17 protein-coding genes are annotated in these 19,230 nt (G+C 42.3%); all 17 read left to right on the plus strand.

Translation table 11 applies throughout. The annotated features are described in order from the left end of the window. Positions 1-88: 88 nt before the first annotated feature. The 17 genes from mioC to ACHB7C_RS14265 all read left to right on the plus strand — a co-directional run bounded on the left by mioC (position 89) and on the right by ACHB7C_RS14265 (position 19,230). Positions 89-529 (plus strand): FMN-binding protein MioC, encoded by a 441-nt coding sequence (gene mioC, locus ACHB7C_RS14185; protein ID WP_042846807.1) that lies wholly within the window; start codon positions 89-91, stop codon positions 527-529. 377 nt (positions 530-906) lie between these two features. Continuing rightward, complete coding sequence (mnmG, locus tag ACHB7C_RS14190; protein WP_042846806.1) at positions 907-2,796, plus strand: tRNA uridine-5-carboxymethylaminomethyl(34) synthesis enzyme MnmG; 1,890 nt, start codon at positions 907-909, stop codon at positions 2,794-2,796. A gap of 2 nt (positions 2,797-2,798) precedes the next feature. Then, positions 2,799-3,422, plus strand: a complete 624-nt coding sequence (rsmG, locus tag ACHB7C_RS14195) for a 16S rRNA (guanine(527)-N(7))-methyltransferase RsmG (RefSeq protein ID WP_042846805.1) — start codon at positions 2,799-2,801, stop codon at positions 3,420-3,422. 601 nt (positions 3,423-4,023) lie between these two features. Continuing rightward, positions 4,024-4,401: a F0F1 ATP synthase subunit I gene (gene atpI, locus ACHB7C_RS14200; RefSeq protein WP_042846804.1), complete on the plus strand. Its 378-nt coding sequence runs from the start codon at positions 4,024-4,026 to the stop codon at positions 4,399-4,401. Between the two features lie 33 nt (positions 4,402-4,434). Continuing rightward, positions 4,435-5,253: a F0F1 ATP synthase subunit A gene (gene atpB / locus ACHB7C_RS14205; RefSeq protein ID WP_048605636.1), complete on the plus strand. Its 819-nt coding sequence runs from the start codon at positions 4,435-4,437 to the stop codon at positions 5,251-5,253. A 46-nt stretch (positions 5,254-5,299) separates the two neighbouring features. Then, positions 5,300-5,539, plus strand: a complete 240-nt coding sequence (gene atpE / locus ACHB7C_RS14210; RefSeq protein ID WP_004093904.1) for a F0F1 ATP synthase subunit C — start codon at positions 5,300-5,302, stop codon at positions 5,537-5,539. 58 nt (positions 5,540-5,597) lie between these two features. Next, positions 5,598-6,068 carry a F0F1 ATP synthase subunit B gene (gene atpF / locus ACHB7C_RS14215; RefSeq protein WP_042846802.1) on the plus strand — a complete coding sequence of 157 codons (471 nt, stop codon included), beginning with the start codon at positions 5,598-5,600 and terminating at the stop codon, positions 6,066-6,068. A 12-nt stretch (positions 6,069-6,080) separates the two neighbouring features. Further along, positions 6,081-6,614 (plus strand): F0F1 ATP synthase subunit delta, encoded by a 534-nt coding sequence (atpH, locus tag ACHB7C_RS14220; RefSeq protein ID WP_042846801.1) that lies wholly within the window; start codon positions 6,081-6,083, stop codon positions 6,612-6,614. A gap of 14 nt (positions 6,615-6,628) precedes the next feature. Then, a complete protein-coding gene (gene atpA / locus ACHB7C_RS14225) occupies positions 6,629-8,170 on the plus strand; it encodes a F0F1 ATP synthase subunit alpha (protein ID WP_042846800.1) in 1,542 nt (513 codons plus the stop codon). Positions 8,171-8,225: 55 nt separating this feature from the next. Then, a complete protein-coding gene (atpG, locus tag ACHB7C_RS14230; RefSeq protein ID WP_042846799.1) occupies positions 8,226-9,089 on the plus strand; it encodes a F0F1 ATP synthase subunit gamma in 864 nt (287 codons plus the stop codon). A 34-nt stretch (positions 9,090-9,123) separates the two neighbouring features. After that, entirely contained in the window at positions 9,124-10,506 is a 1,383-nt protein-coding gene (gene atpD / locus ACHB7C_RS14235; protein WP_042846798.1) for a F0F1 ATP synthase subunit beta, read from the plus strand. Between the two features lie 21 nt (positions 10,507-10,527). Then, positions 10,528-10,953, plus strand: a complete 426-nt coding sequence (locus tag ACHB7C_RS14240) for a F0F1 ATP synthase subunit epsilon (protein WP_042846797.1) — start codon at positions 10,528-10,530, stop codon at positions 10,951-10,953. 124 nt (positions 10,954-11,077) lie between these two features. Continuing rightward, on the plus strand, positions 11,078-12,448 hold the full coding sequence (glmU, locus tag ACHB7C_RS14245) for a bifunctional UDP-N-acetylglucosamine diphosphorylase/glucosamine-1-phosphate N-acetyltransferase GlmU (RefSeq protein ID WP_042846796.1): 1,371 nt from the start codon (positions 11,078-11,080) through the stop codon (positions 12,446-12,448). Between the two features lie 210 nt (positions 12,449-12,658). Next, the gene (glmS, locus tag ACHB7C_RS14250) at positions 12,659-14,491 is read left to right on the plus strand and encodes a glutamine--fructose-6-phosphate transaminase (isomerizing) (protein WP_042846795.1); all 1,833 of its coding nucleotides are present in this window, start codon (positions 12,659-12,661) and stop codon (positions 14,489-14,491) included. Positions 14,492-14,649: 158 nt separating this feature from the next. Beyond that, on the plus strand, positions 14,650-15,471 hold the full coding sequence (locus ACHB7C_RS14255; RefSeq protein WP_001029679.1) for a TnsA endonuclease N-terminal domain-containing protein: 822 nt from the start codon (positions 14,650-14,652) through the stop codon (positions 15,469-15,471). Beyond that, entirely contained in the window at positions 15,458-17,566 is a 2,109-nt protein-coding gene (locus ACHB7C_RS14260) for a DDE-type integrase/transposase/recombinase (protein ID WP_000267723.1), read from the plus strand. Before ACHB7C_RS14255 ends, ACHB7C_RS14260 begins: the two co-directional genes overlap by 14 nt. Beyond that, entirely contained in the window at positions 17,563-19,230 is a 1,668-nt protein-coding gene (locus tag ACHB7C_RS14265) for an AAA family ATPase (RefSeq protein WP_001276994.1), read from the plus strand. Before ACHB7C_RS14260 ends, ACHB7C_RS14265 begins: the two co-directional genes overlap by 4 nt.

A 19,230-nucleotide genomic window follows, 5' to 3' on the forward strand; every position in this document is an offset into this window, starting at 1 on the left:
AAAAATTATATAACCACATTATCCACAGGTAGATCCCAGCTCATTCACAGCGTACAATAGCCAGCAATTATCGTGAAAGAGAATCACCATGACAAAAGTAACCTTAATAAGTGGCAGTACAATGGGCAGTGCGGAATATGTTGCAGAGCATATGGCTGAGATTTTGGACGAATTAGGTTATGAAACAGAAATTCAACATGGTCCTAGTCTTGATGACTTAACACTTGAAGGGTTATGGCTGGTGGTTAGCTCTACACATGGTGCAGGTGATTTACCAGAAAACATTCAGCCTTTATTTGAAAGCATACAAAAAGAATCCCCAGATCTAAGTAAAGTTAAATTTGGTGCAGTCGGGATCGGTAGTTCCGAGTATGACATTTTTTGTGGTGCGATCCACAAACTTGATTCGTTATTAAGCGAAAAAGGGGCAAAAAGGATCGGTGAATGTTTTGAAATTGATGTCCAGCAACACGAAATACCTGAAGATCCCGCGGGGGAATGGGTTAAAATTTGGGCAAACGAACTATGATTTGGTTATTAAACCAGCAGTCAGCTGTGGATAACTCAGGGAAGATCACGGTATTAACCGGTAGTTATCCATAGTATAAGTTTTAGGTCGACCACTGGCTGTGTATAAGTCACCTTTTTGATCCCAGCTTATACGCAATAGGATCACGGATCATTCACAGTATATGATCCTTTACACTTTTATGATCTTTAAAGTGAAAATCCACTTATCCACAGAAACGAGCGATCCTAATAATAGATCTAATAAAGAGATCTTTAAATAAAAAGATCTTAATACTATATAAGGGAGATACCTAAAACTTGGTGTCTTCCTAAAACTTGAGTAGAATCCTCTCCTCAAATGCACAGTCAGCATTTTCTAACGTTTAAGGTTCACACATGTTTTATCCAGAGCAATTTGACGTCATCGTAATTGGTGGTGGTCATGCCGGTACTGAAGCAGCAATGGCAGCTGCACGTATGGGGCGTCAAACCCTATTACTGACTCACAATATTGATACATTGGGCCAGATGTCTTGCAACCCAGCCATTGGTGGGATCGGTAAGGGACATCTGGTTAGAGAAATTGATGCCCTTGGTGGTTTAATGGCAACTGCAACTGACAAAGCTGGCATTCAATTTAGAACATTAAATGCCAGTAAAGGGCCGGCAGTACGTGCAACTCGTGCACAAGCAGACCGCGTTCTTTATCGACAAGCAGTTAGAACCGCTTTAGAAAATCAACCAAACTTAATGATTTTCCAACAACCTGTTGAAGACTTAATTGTTGAAAATAATCAAGTCACAGGCGCTGTTACCCGCATGGGCTTAAAATTTAAAGCAAAAGCAGTGGTATTAACGGTAGGGACTTTTCTTGATGGAAAAATTCATATAGGTTTAGAAAACTACAGTGGTGGTCGTGCTGGTGACCCCCCATCAGTTTCCCTTTCTCAACGTTTAAGGGAATTGCCATTACGAGTTAACCGCTTAAAAACGGGAACTCCACCACGTATTGATGCAAGAACCATCGATTTCACCCAGTTAGCACAACAACTAGGTGATAATCCTATGCCTGTTTTTTCATTCCTAGGCTCACAGGATCAACATCCACAACAGATGCCTTGTTACATCACTTACACCAATGAAAAAACCCATGATGTGATCAGAAATAACCTTGATCGTAGCCCAATGTACGCAGGGATCATCGAAGGTATAGGCCCGCGTTATTGCCCATCGATCGAAGATAAAGTGATGCGCTTTGCAGACAAAGACTCACATCAGATCTTCTTAGAACCCGAAGGCTTAACCAGTAACGAAATCTATCCAAATGGTATATCCACCAGCTTACCATTTGATGTCCAAATGCAAATAGTTCATTCCATGAAAGGAATGGAAAATGCAAGGATCATTCGCCCTGGTTATGCTATTGAGTATGATTTCTTTGACCCTAGAGATCTCAAACAAACTCTAGAAAGTAAATTTATTAATGGCCTGTTCTTTGCTGGTCAAATTAATGGCACAACAGGTTATGAAGAAGCTGGTGCTCAAGGGTTACTAGCAGGCCTTAATGCTGCACAATATGCCTTTGGGTTAGAAGGTTGGTTCCCTCGTCGTGACCAAGCCTATATAGGGGTTTTAGTCGATGACCTGTGTACTTTGGGGACTAAAGAACCTTACCGCATGTTCACTTCACGTGCAGAATACCGTTTGATGCTGCGTGAAGACAATGCAGATTTACGTTTAACTGAAAAAGGGCGTGAACTAGGGTTAGTTGATGACGTTCGCTGGGCTCATTTTAATAACAAAGTTGAATTGATTGAAAAAGAGCGTCAACGCTTAAAAGATATTTGGGTTCATCCAAAATCTGATAACCATGCAGAAATCGACGCAATTTTAACGGTACCAATATCAAAAGAAGCTAACGGGGAAGATTTACTACGTCGCCCTGAAATGACCTATAAAATGTTAACCTCACTTAACCTTTTTGCTCCAGGTATTGATGATCCTCAAGCTGCCGATCAGGTTGAAATACAGGTTAAATATGAAGGTTATATCGCTCGTCAAAAAGAAGAGATCGAAAGACAGCTACGGAATGAAAACACGATATTACCTATTGACCTTGATTACAAACAAGTCAAAGGGTTATCTAACGAAGTAATGGCTAAACTGAACGACCATAAACCAACATCCATAGGCCAAGCTTCACGTATTTCAGGTATTACCCCGGCTGCAATCTCTATTTTACTTGTTTGGCTTAAAAAACAAGGCATGTTACGCCGGAGCGCATAAAAATGGATTTATTATCAAAACTTAACCAATTGTTAGCAAAAGCGGATATCAACCTAACAGATAAACAAAAACAGCAATTAATTGGTTACGTTGAGTTATTAGTTAAATGGAACAAAGCTTATAATCTAACTTCTGTACGTGACCCGCAACAGATGCTGATTCGCCATATTATGGATAGCATAGTGGTGAACGGTCAACTCAACGGGACCACGTTTATCGATGTAGGAACAGGCCCTGGCTTACCAGGGGTTCCTTTAGCTATTGTTCGACCTGAGTCCCACTTTGTTTTATTAGACAGCTTAGGGAAGCGCATACGCTTTTTAAAACAGGTTCAACACGAACTTGGTTTGACGAATATCGAACCTATTCAATCTCGTGTTGAAGAATACCCAGTTGGGTCTGGTTTTGATGGGGTTATCAGTCGAGCTTTCGCGTCATTGGATGATATGTTGAGCTGGTGTCACCATTTACCCTCCCCGACAGGGCATTTTTATGCGCTCAAAGGTATGATCCATAATGACGAAATCACCTCATTACCTGAGCAGTTTAAGGTTGAATCAATCATTGAACTGGAAGTTCCTGAACTTGATGAACAACGCCATTTAGTTAAAATATCTATAAAATAAAGTTGCTTCTCGTCAAAAAAATTTATCATTTAGAGCGATAGCCGAAGGTTTAAAAAACTGACGGCTATTATTATTTTTAACGGGGTAGTTAACACTCGAATTTTACGTACTGTTTACACGGCAATAACGAATAAGTTTCCAAAACAGCGTTTTGAAAGTAAATATGGGGTTAATTGCCAATTTTTACTTAATCGATTTAGCTTGATAGTTAGTTAATATTGAAATATTTGCTTTATAGCGGCAGTTTTTTGTTCAAAAATTGAATTCTTTAATTATTTGATTTACAGATTAATTCTATTTTTTCTTACGAAGAAAATTGAATGAATAAATAAAGCGAATAATACGAAGTGTGATATTGATCACGTTTAACTGTAAGTATGTAGCAAATCATTAACTATTTATTAATTATTACTGCGACAATTCTGCGCTAACTCGAAAAAATTAAATATTTATTCACCTTTTCGCTACTTACTGATTGAATTCATTTCGCCTGCCCGTATAATTTGCTCGTTTTTGTCTCTTGACACATTTAAGCAAAGGCAGTTTTATACAACACTTAGCGTTTCTGAGGCTGAGAAGAGCTGGGAGTATCAAAAAAGTTATGTCTGTATCCCTTTATGACAACAAGCATGCTGCAAAGCAGTTGTCTGTTCAGTTTATAACTTTAGTGATCCTCAGTGGGGCTTTCTGTGCAAATAGTATAGAATGGGGGGCCTCTGCTCTTGCTGGTGGGTTAGCATGCTGGTTACCAAATATCGTATTTATGCTGCTAGCACAATTTCAGAAAGCAAAGGAAGAGGATGAACCTGTCCGCATTGCCTGGTTCTTAGCATTAGGAGCAGGGCTAAAGGTTGTTACAACTATCGTTGTTTTAGTTGTTGCTTTCGGTGTGTTCAAAGCGTCATTAACACCACTGGGTTTGACCTATTTAGCGGTGCTAATTGTTCAGATTGTTGCACCAGCCGTTTTTAAACGGTAAGTATTTTTAAACTACAAAAGGGTAAGAGGCATCATGTCTGCATCAGGAGAAGTGATGACTACAGAGGATTACATAGGCCACCATCTGAGAAACCTTCAGTTGGACCTGAGTACCTTTAAGTTGGTCGATCCCCACGCTAGTCCAACATTTTGGACGTTGAACATTGACTCGCTTTTTTTCTCAGTAGTTCTCGGGGCTTTGTTCCTGTGGCTATTTAGAAAAGTTGCAGCCAATGCGACTAGTGGCGTACCCGGTAAGTTACAGACTGCAATAGAACTGATCATTGGTTTCGTTGATAACTCAGTCCGTGATATGTATCACGGGAAGAGCAAAGTTATTGCTCCTTTAGCATTAACTGTGTTCGTCTGGGTATTCTTAATGAACCTGATGGATTTACTCCCAATTGATTTCCTTCCGTATATTGCTGAGCATTATCTCGGGTTACCTGCATTACGTGCAGTACCAACCGCTGATGTTAGTGTCACCTTATCGATGGCTATTGGTGTGTTTATCCTAATCCTCTTTTACAGTATTAAGATGAAAGGAATTGGCGGATTTACGAAAGAGCTCACTATGCAGCCTTTCAACCATCCTGTTTTTATTCCTGTTAACTTGATTCTTGAAGGGGTAAGCCTGCTGTCAAAACCTGTATCACTCGGTCTGCGACTGTTTGGTAACATGTATGCAGGTGAATTGATCTTTATTCTTATCGCGGCTCTGCTTCCGTGGTGGTCACAGTGGTTGTTAAGCCTACCTTGGGCTATCTTCCACATACTGATTATTACGCTACAAGCCTTTATTTTTATGGTTCTGACTGTTGTCTATCTGTCGATGGCATCTGAAGAGCACTAATTTAATTATCAATAATTGTATTAACTGAAACAAACTGGAGACTGTCATGGAAAACCTGAGTATGGATCTGCTGTACATGGCTGCCGCTGTGATGATGGGCTTAGCGGCGATCGGTGCTGCGATCGGTATCGGCATCCTAGGTGGTAAATTTTTAGAAGGTGCTGCTCGTCAGCCAGATTTAATTCCTCTGCTGCGTACACAGTTCTTTATCGTAATGGGTCTGGTCGATGCTATTCCGATGATTGCTGTTGGTCTGGGCTTGTATGTAATGTTCGCTGTTGCTTAATTAACGTTACGGAACACTTTAAGAACATTAATTCACTAATGAATAAGAGGTATTGTCTGTGAATCTAAATGCAACAATCCTCGGCCAGGCTATCGCGTTTGTCCTGTTTGTTTGGTTCTGTATGAAGTATGTATGGCCACCGATTATGGCGGCCATTGAAAAACGTCAAAAAGAAATTGCTGACGGTTTATCTTCCGCAGAACGTGCTAAAAAGAACCTGGAACTGGCGCAAACCGACGCAACCGACCGACTGAAAAAAGCGAAAGCTGAAGCACAAGTCATCATTGAGCAAGCGAATAAACAACGCACTCAAATGATTGATGAAGCAAAAGCAGAAGCAGAAGCAGAACGTGCAAAAATCGTCGCACAAGCGCAAGCTGAAATTGATGCTGAGCGTAAACGTGCACGTGAAGAGTTACGTAAACAGGTTGCGATGCTTGCTATCGCAGGTGCCGAGAAGATCATTGAACGTTCCGTGGATGAAGCTGCTAACAGCGACATCGTTGATAAACTAGTCGCTGAACTGTAAGGAGGGAGGGGCATGTCTGAAATTGCTACTGTAGCTCGCCCCTACGCCAAAGCAGCTTTTGACTTTGCTGTGGAAAACCAATCTGTTGAAAAATGGCAGAATATGCTGGGCTTCATCTCAATGGTGTCGCGTAATGAACAGGTTGGTGAGCTGCTTTCTGGTTCTATTGCACCAGAAACATTAGCTAAAACGTTTATCTCTGTTTGTGGAGATGAAATTGACGAGCATGTTCAAAACTTGATTCGTGTTATGGCAGATAATGGGCGTTTAACTACGCTACCAGAAGTATTAACGCAATTTATTCAATTACGTGATGCTCTGGAATCAACGATTGAAGTTGATGTACTTTCTGCAAACGAGTTGAGTGAACAGCAGTCAGCTAAAATTTCTGCAGCGATGGAAAAACGTCTGTCACGCAAAGTTAAGCTGAATTGCAAAATTGATAAGTCTGTTATTGCTGGAGTGATCATTCGTGCTGGAGACCTCGTCATTGACGGTAGTATCCGCGGTCGCTTAGAGCGTTTAACTGACGTCTTGCAGTCTTAAGGGGACTGGAGCATATGCAACTGAATTCCACCGAAATCAGCGAACTGATCAAACAGCGTATTGCTCAGTTCGATGTTGTGAGTGAAGCTCACAATGAAGGTACGATTGTATCCGTTAATGACGGTATCATTCGTATTCACGGTTTAGCCGAAGTCATGCAGGGTGAAATGATCGCGCTGCCAGGCAACCGTTACGCCATCGCATTGAACTTAGAGCGTGACTCTGTTGGTGCGGTTGTTATGGGTCCTTATGCCGACTTGGCAGAAGGCATGAAAGTAAAATGTACTGGTCGTATTCTTGAAGTTCCAGTAGGCCGTGGCCTACTTGGACGTGTCGTGAATACACTGGGTCAACCAATTGATGGTAAAGGCCCTGTTGAGAATGATGGCTTCTCTCCAATTGAAGTTATTGCTCCAGGTGTTATCGAACGTCAATCCGTTGATCAGCCTGTACAAACTGGTTATAAATCAGTCGATGCGATGATTCCAATCGGCCGTGGTCAGCGTGAGCTTATCATCGGTGACCGCCAGACAGGTAAAACTGCTCTAGCGATCGACGCAATCATTAACCAGCGTGATTCTGGCATCAAATGTGTTTATGTCGCTATCGGTCAGAAAGCATCTACAATTTCTAACGTAGTACGTAAACTCGAAGAACACGGCGCTCTGGAAAACACCATTGTTGTTGTTGCGACTGCATCTGAATCAGCAGCTCTGCAATACCTTTCCGCATACTCTGGATGCGCAATGGGTGAATACTTCCGTGACCGTGGTGAAGATGCACTGATCGTTTACGATGACCTGTCTAAACAGGCTGTCGCATACCGTCAAATTTCACTGTTGCTGCGTCGTCCACCAGGACGTGAAGCATACCCAGGTGATGTTTTCTATCTGCATTCACGTTTACTTGAGCGTGCAGCTCGTGTTAACGCTGAATACGTTGAAAACTTTACTAAAGGTGAAGTTAAAGGCAAAACAGGTTCATTGACGGCTCTGCCTATCATTGAAACTCAAGGCGGTGACGTTTCTGCATTCGTACCGACTAACGTAATTTCGATTACAGATGGTCAGATCTTCCTGGAATCTAACCTGTTTAACTCTGGTATTCGTCCAGCGGTTAACCCAGGTATTTCAGTATCTCGTGTTGGTGGTGCTGCTCAGACTAAAATTATCAAGAAATTGTCTGGTGGTATTCGTACAGCACTGGCTCAGTATCGTGAACTGGCAGCGTTTGCTCAGTTTGCTTCCGACCTTGATGATGCGACTCGTAAACAGTTAAGTCATGGTCAGAAAGTAACTGAATTGCTGAAACAGAAACAATATGCACCGATGTCAGTAGCAGAGCAGTCATTGTCTCTGTTTGCGGCAGAACGTGGATTCTTGGATGATGTTGAGTTAGCGAAAATTGGTGCATTCGAAACAGCATTAGTTTCATATGCACTGCGTGAGCATGCTGACCTTATGAATGAAATCGGCCAGGCTGGTAACTATAACGATGATATCGAAGGTAAGTTGAAAAAACTGCTCGAATCATTTAAAGCAACTCAGTCCTGGTAATACTATTCGGCCCGTGAGTTTTTATGGGCCGTCTGGTTAATAAGGAGAAGCAGTAATGGCCGGCGCAAAAGAGATACGTTCCAAGATTGCCAGCGTGCAAAACACGCAGAAGATCACTAAAGCGATGGAAATGGTCGCTGCGTCCAAAATGCGTAAATCGCAAGAACGCATGGCGGCTAGCCGTCCTTATGCGGAGACCATGCGCAGTGTTATTGGTCACCTAGCGTTAGGTAATCTGGAATATAAACATCCATATCTCGAAGAGCGTGAAGTTAAGCGCGTAGGGTATTTGGTTGTTTCAACAGACCGTGGTCTGTGTGGTGGTTTGAACATTAACCTGTTCAAAAAACTCCTTGCAGATATGAAATCATGGTCTGAGAAAAATGTTCAGGTTGATTTGGCTTTAATCGGCTCTAAAGCGGTTTCATTCTTTGGTTCTGTTGGCGGCAATGTCGTTACACAAGTAACCGGAATGGGGGATAACCCAACGCTTTCAGATTTGATTGGTCCAGTTAACTCTATGCTACAAGCCTATGATGAAGGGCGTTTGGATAAACTGTATGTGGTGACTAACAAGTTCATCAATACAATGTCTCAGGAGCCAACTATTCTTCAATTATTGCCATTGCCTGCAAGCAATGATGAAACATTGAAGAAGAAATCTTGGGATTATATATACGAACCCGATCCTAAGGCGTTGCTGGATACCCTGCTACGTCGTTATATCGAGTCGCAGGTTTATCAGGGCGTCGTTGAAAACCTGGCTAGTGAGCAGGCCGCACGAATGGTAGCGATGAAAGCCGCTACTGATAATGGTGGTAACCTGATCAAAGAGTTGCAGTTGGTTTACAACAAAGCTCGTCAGGCCAGCATTACTCAGGAGCTTACCGAAATTGTTTCGGGTGCTTCCGCGGTTTAACAGCTAGGTTTACGAATTACGTAGAGGATTCAAGATGGCTACTGGAAAGATTATCCAGGTAATCGGCGCCGTTGTGGACGTCGAGTTCCCTCAAGATAGCGTACCAAAAGTGTATGACGCTCTTGAGGTTATGAACGGTAAAGAAAAACTGGTGCTGGAAGTTCAGCAACAGTTAGGCGGTGGTGTTGTCCGTTGTATCGCAATGGGGACATCAGATGGCCTAAGCCGTGGTTTAAGTGTTGTTAACTTAGATCACCCAATCGAAGTACCAGTAGGTAAAGCAACTCTAGGACGTATCATGAACGTTCTGGGTGAGCCTATTGATATGAAAGGTGATATTGGCGAAGAAGAACGCTGGTCAATTCACCGTGCAGCACCTAGCTATGAAGAGTTATCAAACTCAACAGAACTACTGGAAACCGGTATCAAAGTAATGGACTTAATCTGTCCATTCGCGAAAGGTGGTAAAGTTGGTCTGTTTGGTGGTGCGGGTGTTGGTAAAACAGTAAACATGATGGAACTTATCCGTAACATCGCGATTGAGCACTCAGGTTACTCAGTATTCGCAGGTGTTGGTGAGCGTACTCGTGAAGGGAACGACTTCTATCATGAAATGACCGACTCTAACGTTTTGGATAAAGTATCACTGGTTTATGGCCAGATGAACGAGCCACCAGGAAACCGTCTGCGTGTTGCGCTGACTGGTCTGACTATGGCTGAAAAATTCCGTGACGAAGGTCGTGACGTACTGCTGTTCGTAGATAACATCTATCGTTATACACTGGCGGGTACTGAAGTATCAGCACTGTTAGGTCGTATGCCATCAGCGGTAGGTTATCAGCCAACGCTGGCGGAAGAGATGGGTGTTCTGCAAGAACGTATTACCTCAACTCAAACAGGTTCTATCACTTCCGTTCAAGCGGTTTACGTTCCTGCGGATGACTTGACTGACCCATCACCAGCAACCACCTTTGCTCACTTGGACGCAACGGTAGTACTGAGCCGTCAAATCGCATCTTTGGGTATCTACCCAGCGGTTGACCCTCTCGATTCTACTAGCCGTCAGCTAGACCCACTCGTAGTTGGTCAAGAGCACTATGATGTTGCGCGTGGCGTTCAGTCTATTCTGCAACGTTACCAAGAACTGAAAGATATTATCGCAATTCTGGGTATGGATGAGTTGTCTGAAGAAGACAAACTGGTTGTTGCTCGTGCTCGTAAGATCCAGCGCTTCCTGTCTCAACCATTCTTCGTTGCTGAAGTATTTACCGGTTCACCAGGTAAGTTCGTTTCCCTGAAAGACACTATCCGTGGTTTCAGTGGTATCCTGAACGGTGATTACGACCACCTGCCAGAACAAGCGTTCTATATGGTTGGTACCATTGAAGAAGCTGTGGAAAAAGCTAAAAAGCTTTAATCCAGCTGACAGGAGGTTGATATGGTAGCTGCAATGACATACCACCTGACTGTTGTTAGTGCTGAAAAACAAATGTTTGAAGGCCTAGTACAGAAAATTCAGGTGACAGGTAGTGAAGGTGAGCTGGGGATTTACCCGCAGCATACCCCGCTGCTGACTGCCATAAAACCGGGCATGGTACGTATTACCAAGCAGTTTGGTGAAGAAGAACTAATTTACCTCTCCGGCGGTATTTTAGAAGTACAGCCAAACGGTGTTATCGTACTCGCTGATACAGCGATCCGTGGTAAAGATTTAGACGAAGCTCGTGCAGTGGAATCTAAACGTAAAGCGGAAGAACACGTCCGTAAAGCACACGGTGATGTTGATTATGCTCAGGCATCGGCAGAACTTGCAAAAGCAATAGCCAAACTTCGAGTGATCGAATTGACTAAAAAGCTAATGTAATGATAGCAGTATAGAAAAAAGCCAGTTGGTTAACCCTAACTGGCTTTTTTATTTGAACGAAATATGTAGTAATTTATAAAGGAAATAGGTTTACTTTCATCCCTAAGTTGGAGTTTCAGGAAAAATGACTGTGCAAAGAAAAAGTGTCGTGATTTTAGCTGCCGGTAAAGGCACACGGATGTATTCAAATCTACCTAAAGTTTTGCATTTACTTGCGGGCAAACCGATGGTGCAGCATGTTATAGATACAGCAAAATCCATTGGTGCATCAGATATTCATCTGGTATACGGACATGGCGGTGATTTACTGAAGGAAAAACTGGGTGAGCAAAACCTAAATTGGGTATTGCAGGCCGAACAACTTGGAACGGGCCATGCGATGCAACAAGCTGCACCAAACTTCCAAGATGATGAAGACATTGTCATGTTATATGGTGATGTCCCATTGATTGCCAAAGATACCTTAGATCGCTTAATTGAAGTGAAACCTGAAGGTGGAATTGGTTTACTGACCGTTATCTTAGATAATCCAAGTGGTTATGGACGTATCATTCGTGAAAATAATGAAGTTGTCGGTATTATTGAACAGAAAGATGCGACTGAAGAGCAACGTAAGATCCAAGAAATCAATACTGGTATTATGGTTGCTAGTGGTAAAGATTTTAAACGTTGGTTGGCTCAGCTAAACAACGATAATGCACAAGGCGAATATTACATTACAGATGTCATCGCATTAGCGCATAAAGAAGGGAATAAAATTGCAACTGTTCATCCTAAACATTTAAGTGAAATGGAAGGCGTGAATAACCGTCTGCAATTGGCTGCGTTAGAAAGGGTTTATCAGAAAGAACAAGCTGAAAAACTGTTATTAGCGGGGGTGATGCTAATCGACCCTGCACGTTTTGACCTGCGCGGAACATTGACTCATGGTCGTGACATTATTATTGATACTAATGTGATCATTGAAGGCGATGTGACATTAGGCAATAACGTCCATATTCAATCTGGCTGTATTTTGAAAAACTGTGTAATTGGGGATAACTCTGTTATTAGTCCATATTCAGTAATAGAAAACTCTGATTTATCATCAGAATGCACGGTTGGCCCTTTTGCGCGTTTACGCCCAGGTGCTAAATTAGCGGCCAAAGCGCACGTAGGTAATTTCGTTGAAATGAAAAATGCGTCTTTAGGGTTAGGTTCTAAAGCTGGCCATTTGAGTTACCTCGGTGATGCACAAATTGGTGATAACGTGAATATTGGTGCTGGAACTATCACTTGTAACTATGATGGCGCTAATAAACATAAAACCATTATCGGTGATGATGTATTTGTAGGCTCTGATACCCAATTAGTCGCGCCAGTTTCAGTGGCAAAAGGTGCAACCATTGGTGCTGGTACGACAGTGACTCGTGATGTGAATGAAGATGAGCTTGTTGTTAGCCGTGTAAAGCAAATGCATATAAAAAACTGGCAACGTCCAGTTAAGAAAAAATAAGTAAATATTAAGGAGTGATAGCGATATCTCTCCTATGATAAAAACGCTAATAAATAGCAAAGATTAAAATAGCTACCTAAGGTAGCAATATAAAAATAAATATCCCCATTTTCTACAAGGCTGGGGAACAGTGAAAACTGTACAACAATTAGGTTACGACAAAATAAGGGTCTCTATAGAAAGAGCCTTTTGTCTAGGAATCAATAAAATATGTGTGGAATTGTAGGTGCTGTTGCACAACGTGATATCGCAGAAATTTTGTTAGAAGGTCTTCGTCGTCTTGAATATCGTGGTTACGACTCAGCTGGTATGGCTGTTGTTGATCACGAAGGTCATCTACAACGCTTACGTGAAGTGGGCAAGGTGCAAATGCTGGCGGAAGAAGCGGAAAAGAACCCTGTATCAGGTGGAACGGGGATTGCGCATACTCGTTGGGCGACTCATGGTATTCCAAGTGAACGTAATGCTCACCCGCATACGTCAGGTTATATTGCAGTTGTTCATAATGGTATTATTGAAAACTACTTAGAACTGAAAGAAGAACTGAAAAAACTCGGTTATGTCTTTAGTTCAGAGACTGACACTGAAGTGATTGCTCACCTTGTTCACCATGAACAACAAAAAGGTGGGTCACTGGTGGAAGTGGTTCAACGTGTTATACCACAATTACGCGGTGCTTACGGTACGGTAATTATGGATAGCCGTATTCCTGAATTATTAGTCGCCGCACGCTCTGGTAGCCCATTGGTTATTGGCTTAGGTGTGGGTGAAAACTTCTTAGCATCGGACCAATTAGCACTACTGCCTGTGACTCGTCGTTTTATTTACCTTGAAGAAGGTGATGTCGCGGAAGTTACTCGCCGTACTGTTCGTATTTTTGATAATAACGGTGCCCCTGTTGAACGCGAGCAAATCGAATCAAATGTTCAATATGATGCAGGTGATAAAGGCGTTTATCGTCATTACATGCAAAAAGAAATTTACGAACAGCCAATGGCAATTAAAAACACCCTTGAAGGGCGTTTTGACAAAGACAATGGCATCGATTTGAGCGAATTAGGCCCTAAAGCCGGTGATATTTTATCTCAAGTTGAGCATATTCAAATTGTTGCTTGTGGAACATCTTACAATGCAGGCATGGTTGCGCGCTATTGGTTTGAATCCTTAGCAGGTATTCCATGTGATGTGGAAATCGCTTCAGAGTATCGTTATCGCAATCCAGCACATCGTAAAAATAGTTTAATGATCACGTTGTCTCAGTCAGGTGAAACGGCGGATACATTAGCGGCATTGCGTTTATCTAAAGAATTAGGTTATCTGACTTCTTTAGCTGTTTGTAATGTTGCAGGCTCTTCATTGGTACGTGAATCAGAATTTGCGTTGATGACAAAAGCGGGTGCAGAAATTGGTGTGGCATCAACCAAGGCATTTACTACACAATTAACTGTTTTACTGATGTTAGTGGCGTATATGGGGCGTTTAAAAGGTGCAAACCCTGAGCTGGAAGAAAATATTTCCCATGCATTACATGCGCTCCCTTCCCGTATTGAAAGCATGTTGTCTCAAGATAAAGTCATCGAAGCATTAGCGGAAGATTTTTCTGATAAGCACCATGCATTATTCTTAGGTCGTGGTGATCAATTCCCTATAGCAGTTGAAGGGGCATTGAAATTGAAAGAAATTTCATATATTCATGCGGAAGCTTACGCTGCGGGTGAATTGAAACATGGTCCATTAGCGTTAATTGATGCAGATATGCCTGTCATTATTATTGCTCCTAATAATGAGTTACTTGAAAAGCTTAAATCAAATATTGAAGAAGTGCGTGCTCGCGGCGGTTTATTGTATGTGTTTGCTGATAAAGACGCGGGATTTGAAGCCAGTGAAAATATGAAAATCGTTTCTTTACCTCATGTTGAAGAACTGATTGCACCAATTTTTTATACTGTCCCATTACAATTACTGTCTTATCACGTCGCATTAATTAAAGGTACTGATGTAGATCAGCCTCGTAACTTAGCGAAATCTGTTACGGTTGAGTAATTAATAAATTGATTAATAAAGGGCTGTGGGCGGACAATAAAGTCTTAAACTGAACAAAATAGATCTAAACTATGACAATAAAGTCTTAAACTAGACAGAATAGTTGTAAACTGAAATCAGTCCAGTTATGCTGTGAAAAAGCATACTGGACTTTTGTTATGGCTAAAGCAAACTCTTCATTTTCTGAAGTGCAAATTGCCCGTCGTATTAAAGAGGGGCGTGGCCAAGGGCATGGTAAAGACTATATTCCATGGCTAACAGTACAAGAAGTTCCTTCTTCAGGTCGTTCCCACCGTATTTATTCTCATAAGACGGGACGAGTCCATCATTTGCTATCTGACTTAGAGCTTGCTGTTTTTCTCAGTCTTGAGTGGGAGAGCAGCGTGCTAGATATACGCGAGCAGTTCCCCTTATTACCTAGTGATACCAGGCAGATTGCAATAGATAGTGGTATTAAGCATCCTGTTATTCGTGGTGTAGATCAGGTTATGTCTACTGATTTTTTAGTGGACTGCAAAGATGGTCCTTTTGAGCAGTTTGCTATTCAAGTCAAACCTGCAGCAGCCTTACAAGACGAGCGTACCTTAGAAAAACTAGAACTAGAGCGTCGCTATTGGCAGCAAAAGCAAATTCCTTGGTTCATTTTTACTGATAAAGAAATAAATCCCGTAGTAAAAGAAAATATTGAATGGCTTTATTCAGTGAAAACAGAAGAAGTTTCTGCGGAGCTTTTAGCACAACTATCCCCATTGGCCCATATCCTGCAAGAAAAAGGAGATGAAAACATTATCAATGTCTGTAAGCAGGTTGATATTGCTTATGATTTGGAGTTAGGCAAAACATTGAGTGAGATACGAGCCTTAACCGCAAATGGTTTTATTAAGTTCAATATTTATAAGTCTTTCAGGGCAAATAAGTGTGCAGATCTCTGTATTAGCCAAGTAGTGAATATGGAGGAGTTGCGCTATGTGGCAAATTAATGAGGTTGTGCTATTTGATAATGATCCGTATCGCATTTTGGCTATAGAGGATGGCCAAGTTGTCTGGATGCAAATAAGCGCTGATAAAGGAGTTCCACAAGCTAGGGCTGAGTTGTTGCTAATGCAGTATTTAGATGAAGGCCGCTTAGTTAGAACTGATGACCCTTATGTACATCTTGATTTAGAAGAGCCGTCTGTAGATTCTGTCAGCTTCCAGAAGCGCGAGGAGGATTATCGAAAAATTCTTCCTATTATTAATAGTAAGGATCGTTTCGACCCTAAAGTCAGAAGCGAACTCGTTGAGCATGTGGTCCAAGAACATAAGGTTACTAAGGCTACAGTTTATAAGTTGTTACGCCGTTACTGGCAGCGTGGTCAAACGCCTAATGCATTAATTCCTGACTACAAAAACAGCGGTGCACCAGGGGAAAGACGTTCAGCGACAGGAACAGCAAAGATTGGCCGAGCCAGAGAATATGGTAAGGGTGAAGGAACCAAGGTAACGCCCGAGATTGAACGCCTTTTTAGGTTGACCATAGAAAAGCACCTGTTAAATCAAAAAGGTACAAAGACCACCGTTGCCTATAGACGATTTGTGGACTTGTTTGCTCAGTATTTTCCTCGCATTCCCCAAGAGGATTACCCAACACTACGTCAGTTTCGTTATTTTTATGATCGAGAATACCCTAAAGCTCAGCGCTTAAAGTCTAGAGTTAAAGCAGGGGTATATAAAAAAGACGTACGACCCTTAAGTAGTACAGCCACTTCTCAGGCGTTAGGCCCTGGGAGTCGTTATGAGATTGATGCCACGATTGCTGATATTTATTTAGTGGATCATCATGATCGCCAAAAAATCATAGGAAGACCAACGCTTTACATTGTGATTGATGTGTTTAGTCGGATGATCACGGGCTTTTATATCGGCTTTGAAAATCCGTCTTATGTGGTGGCGATGCAGGCTTTTGTAAATGCTTGCTCTGACAAAACGGCCATTTGTGCCCAGCATGATATTGAGATTAGTAGCTCAGACTGGCCGTGTGTAGGTTTGCCAGATGTGTTGCTAGCGGACCGTGGCGAATTAATGAGTCATCAGGTCGAAGCCTTAGTTTCTAGTTTTAATGTGCGAGTGGAAAGTGCTCCACCTAGACGTGGCGATGCTAAAGGCATAGTGGAAAGCACTTTTAGAACACTACAAGCCGAGTTTAAGTCCTTTGCACCTGGCATTGTAGAGGGCAGTCGGATCAAAAGCCATGGTGAAACAGACTATAGGTTAGATGCATCTCTGTCGGTATTTGAGTTCACACAAATTATTTTGCGTACGATCTTATTCAGAAATAACCATCTGGTGATGGATAAATACGATCGAGATGCTGATTTTCCTACAGATTTACCGTCTATTCCTGTCCAGCTATGGCAATGGGGTATGCAGCATCGTACAGGTAGTTTAAGGGCTGTGGAGCAAGAGCAGTTGCGAGTAGCGTTACTGCCTCGCCGAAAGGTCTCTATTTCTTCATTTGGCGTTAATTTGTGGGGTTTGTATTACTCGGGGTCAGAGATTCTGCGTGAGGGTTGGTTGCAGCGGAGCACTGATATAGCTAGACCTCAACATTTAGAAGCGGCTTATGACCCAGTGCTGGTTGATACGATTTATTTGTTTCCGCAAGTTGGCAGCCGTGTATTTTGGCGCTGTAATCTGACGGAACGTAGTCGGCAGTTTAAAGGTCTCTCATTTTGGGAGGTTTGGGATATACAAGCACAAGAAAAACACAATAAAGCCAATGCGAAGCAGGATGAGTTAACTAAACGCAGGGAGCTTGAGGCGTTTATTCAGCAAACCATTCAGAAAGCGAATAAGTTAACGCCCAGTACTACTGAGCCCAAATCAACACGCATTAAGCAGATTAAAACTAATAAAAAAGAAGCCGTGACCTCGGAGCGTAAAAAACGTGCGGAGCATTTGAAGCCAAGCTCTTCAGGTGATGAGGCTAAAGTTATTCCTTTCAACGCAGTGGAAGCGGATGATCAAGAAGATTACAGCCTACCCACATACGTGCCTGAATTATTTCAGGATCCACCAGAAAAGGATGAGTCATGAGTGCTACCCGGATTCAAGCAGTTTATCGTGATACGGGGGTAGAGGCTTATCGTGATAATCCTTTTATCGAGGCCTTACCACCATTACAAGAGTCAGTGAATAGTGCTGCATCACTGAAATCCTCTTTACAGCTTACTTCCTCTGACTTGCAAAAGTCCCGTGTTATCAGAGCTCATACCATTTGTCGTATTCCAGATGACTATTTTCAGCCATTAGGTACGCATTTGCTACTAAGTGAGCGTATTTCGGTCATGATTCGAGGTGGCTACGTAGGCAGAAATCCTAAAACAGGAGATTTACAAAAGCATTTACAAAATGGTTATGAGCGTGTTCAAACGGGAGAGTTGGAGACATTTCGCTTTGAGGAGGCACGATCTACGGCACAAAGCTTATTGTTAATTGGTTGTTCTGGTAGTGGGAAGACGACCTCTCTTCATCGTATTCTAGCCACGTATCCTCAGGTGATTTACCATCGTGAACTCAATGTAGAGCAGGTGGTGTATTTGAAAATAGACTGCTCGCATAATGGTTCGCTAAAAGAAATCTGCTTGAATTTTTTCAGAGCGTTGGATCGAGCCTTGGGCTCGAACTATGAGCGTCGTTATGGCTTAAAACGTCATGGTATAGAAACCATGTTGGCTTTGATGTCGCAAATAGCCAATGCACATGCTTTAGGGTTGTTGGTTATTGATGAAATTCAGCATTTAAGCCGCTCTCGTTCGGGTGGATCTCAAGAGATGCTGAACTTTTTTGTGACGATGGTGAATATTATTGGCGTACCAGTGATGTTGATTGGTACCCCTAAAGCACGAGAGATTTTTGAGGCTGATTTGCGGTCTGCACGTAGAGGGGCAGGGTTTGGAGCTATATTCTGGGATCCTATACAACAAACGCAACGTGGAAAGCCCAATCAAGAGTGGATCGCTTTTACGGATAATCTTTGGCAATTACAGCTTTTACAACGCAAAGATGCGCTGTTATCGGATGAGGTCCGTGATGTGTGGTATGAGCTAAGCCAAGGAGTGATGGACATTGTAGTAAAACTTTTTGTACTCGCTCAGCTCCGTGCGCTAGCTTTAGGCAATGAGCGTATTACCGCTGGTTTATTGCGGCAAGTGTATCAAGATGAGTTAAAGCCTGTGCACCCCATGCTAGAGGCATTACGCTCGGGTATCCCAGAACGCATTGCTCGTTATTCTGATCTAGTCGTTCCCGAGATTGATAAACGGTTAATCCAACTTCAGCTAGATATCGCAGCGATACAAGAACAAACACCAGAAGAAAAAGCCCTTCAAGAGTTAGATACCGAAGATCAGCGTCATTTATATCTGATGCTGAAAGAGGATTACGATTCAAGCCTGTTAATTCCCACTATTAAAAAAGCGTTTAGCCAGAATCCAACGATGACAAGACAAAAGTTACTGCCTCTTGTTTTGCAGTGGTTGATGGAAGGCGAAACGGTAGTGTCAGAACTAGAAAAGCCCTCCAAGAGTAAAAAGGTTTCGGCTATAAAGGTAGTCAAGCCCAGCGACTGGGATAGCTTGCCTGATACGGATTTACGTTATATCTATTCACAACGCCAACCTGAAAAAACCATGCATGAACGGTTAAAAGGGAAAGGGGTAATAGTGGATATGGCGAGCTTATTTAAACAAGCAGGTTAG

It is taken from the genome of Providencia sp. 2024EL-00732 (genome assembly GCF_044006275.1).
GTDB lineage: Bacteria > Pseudomonadota > Gammaproteobacteria > Enterobacterales > Enterobacteriaceae > Providencia > Providencia huashanensis.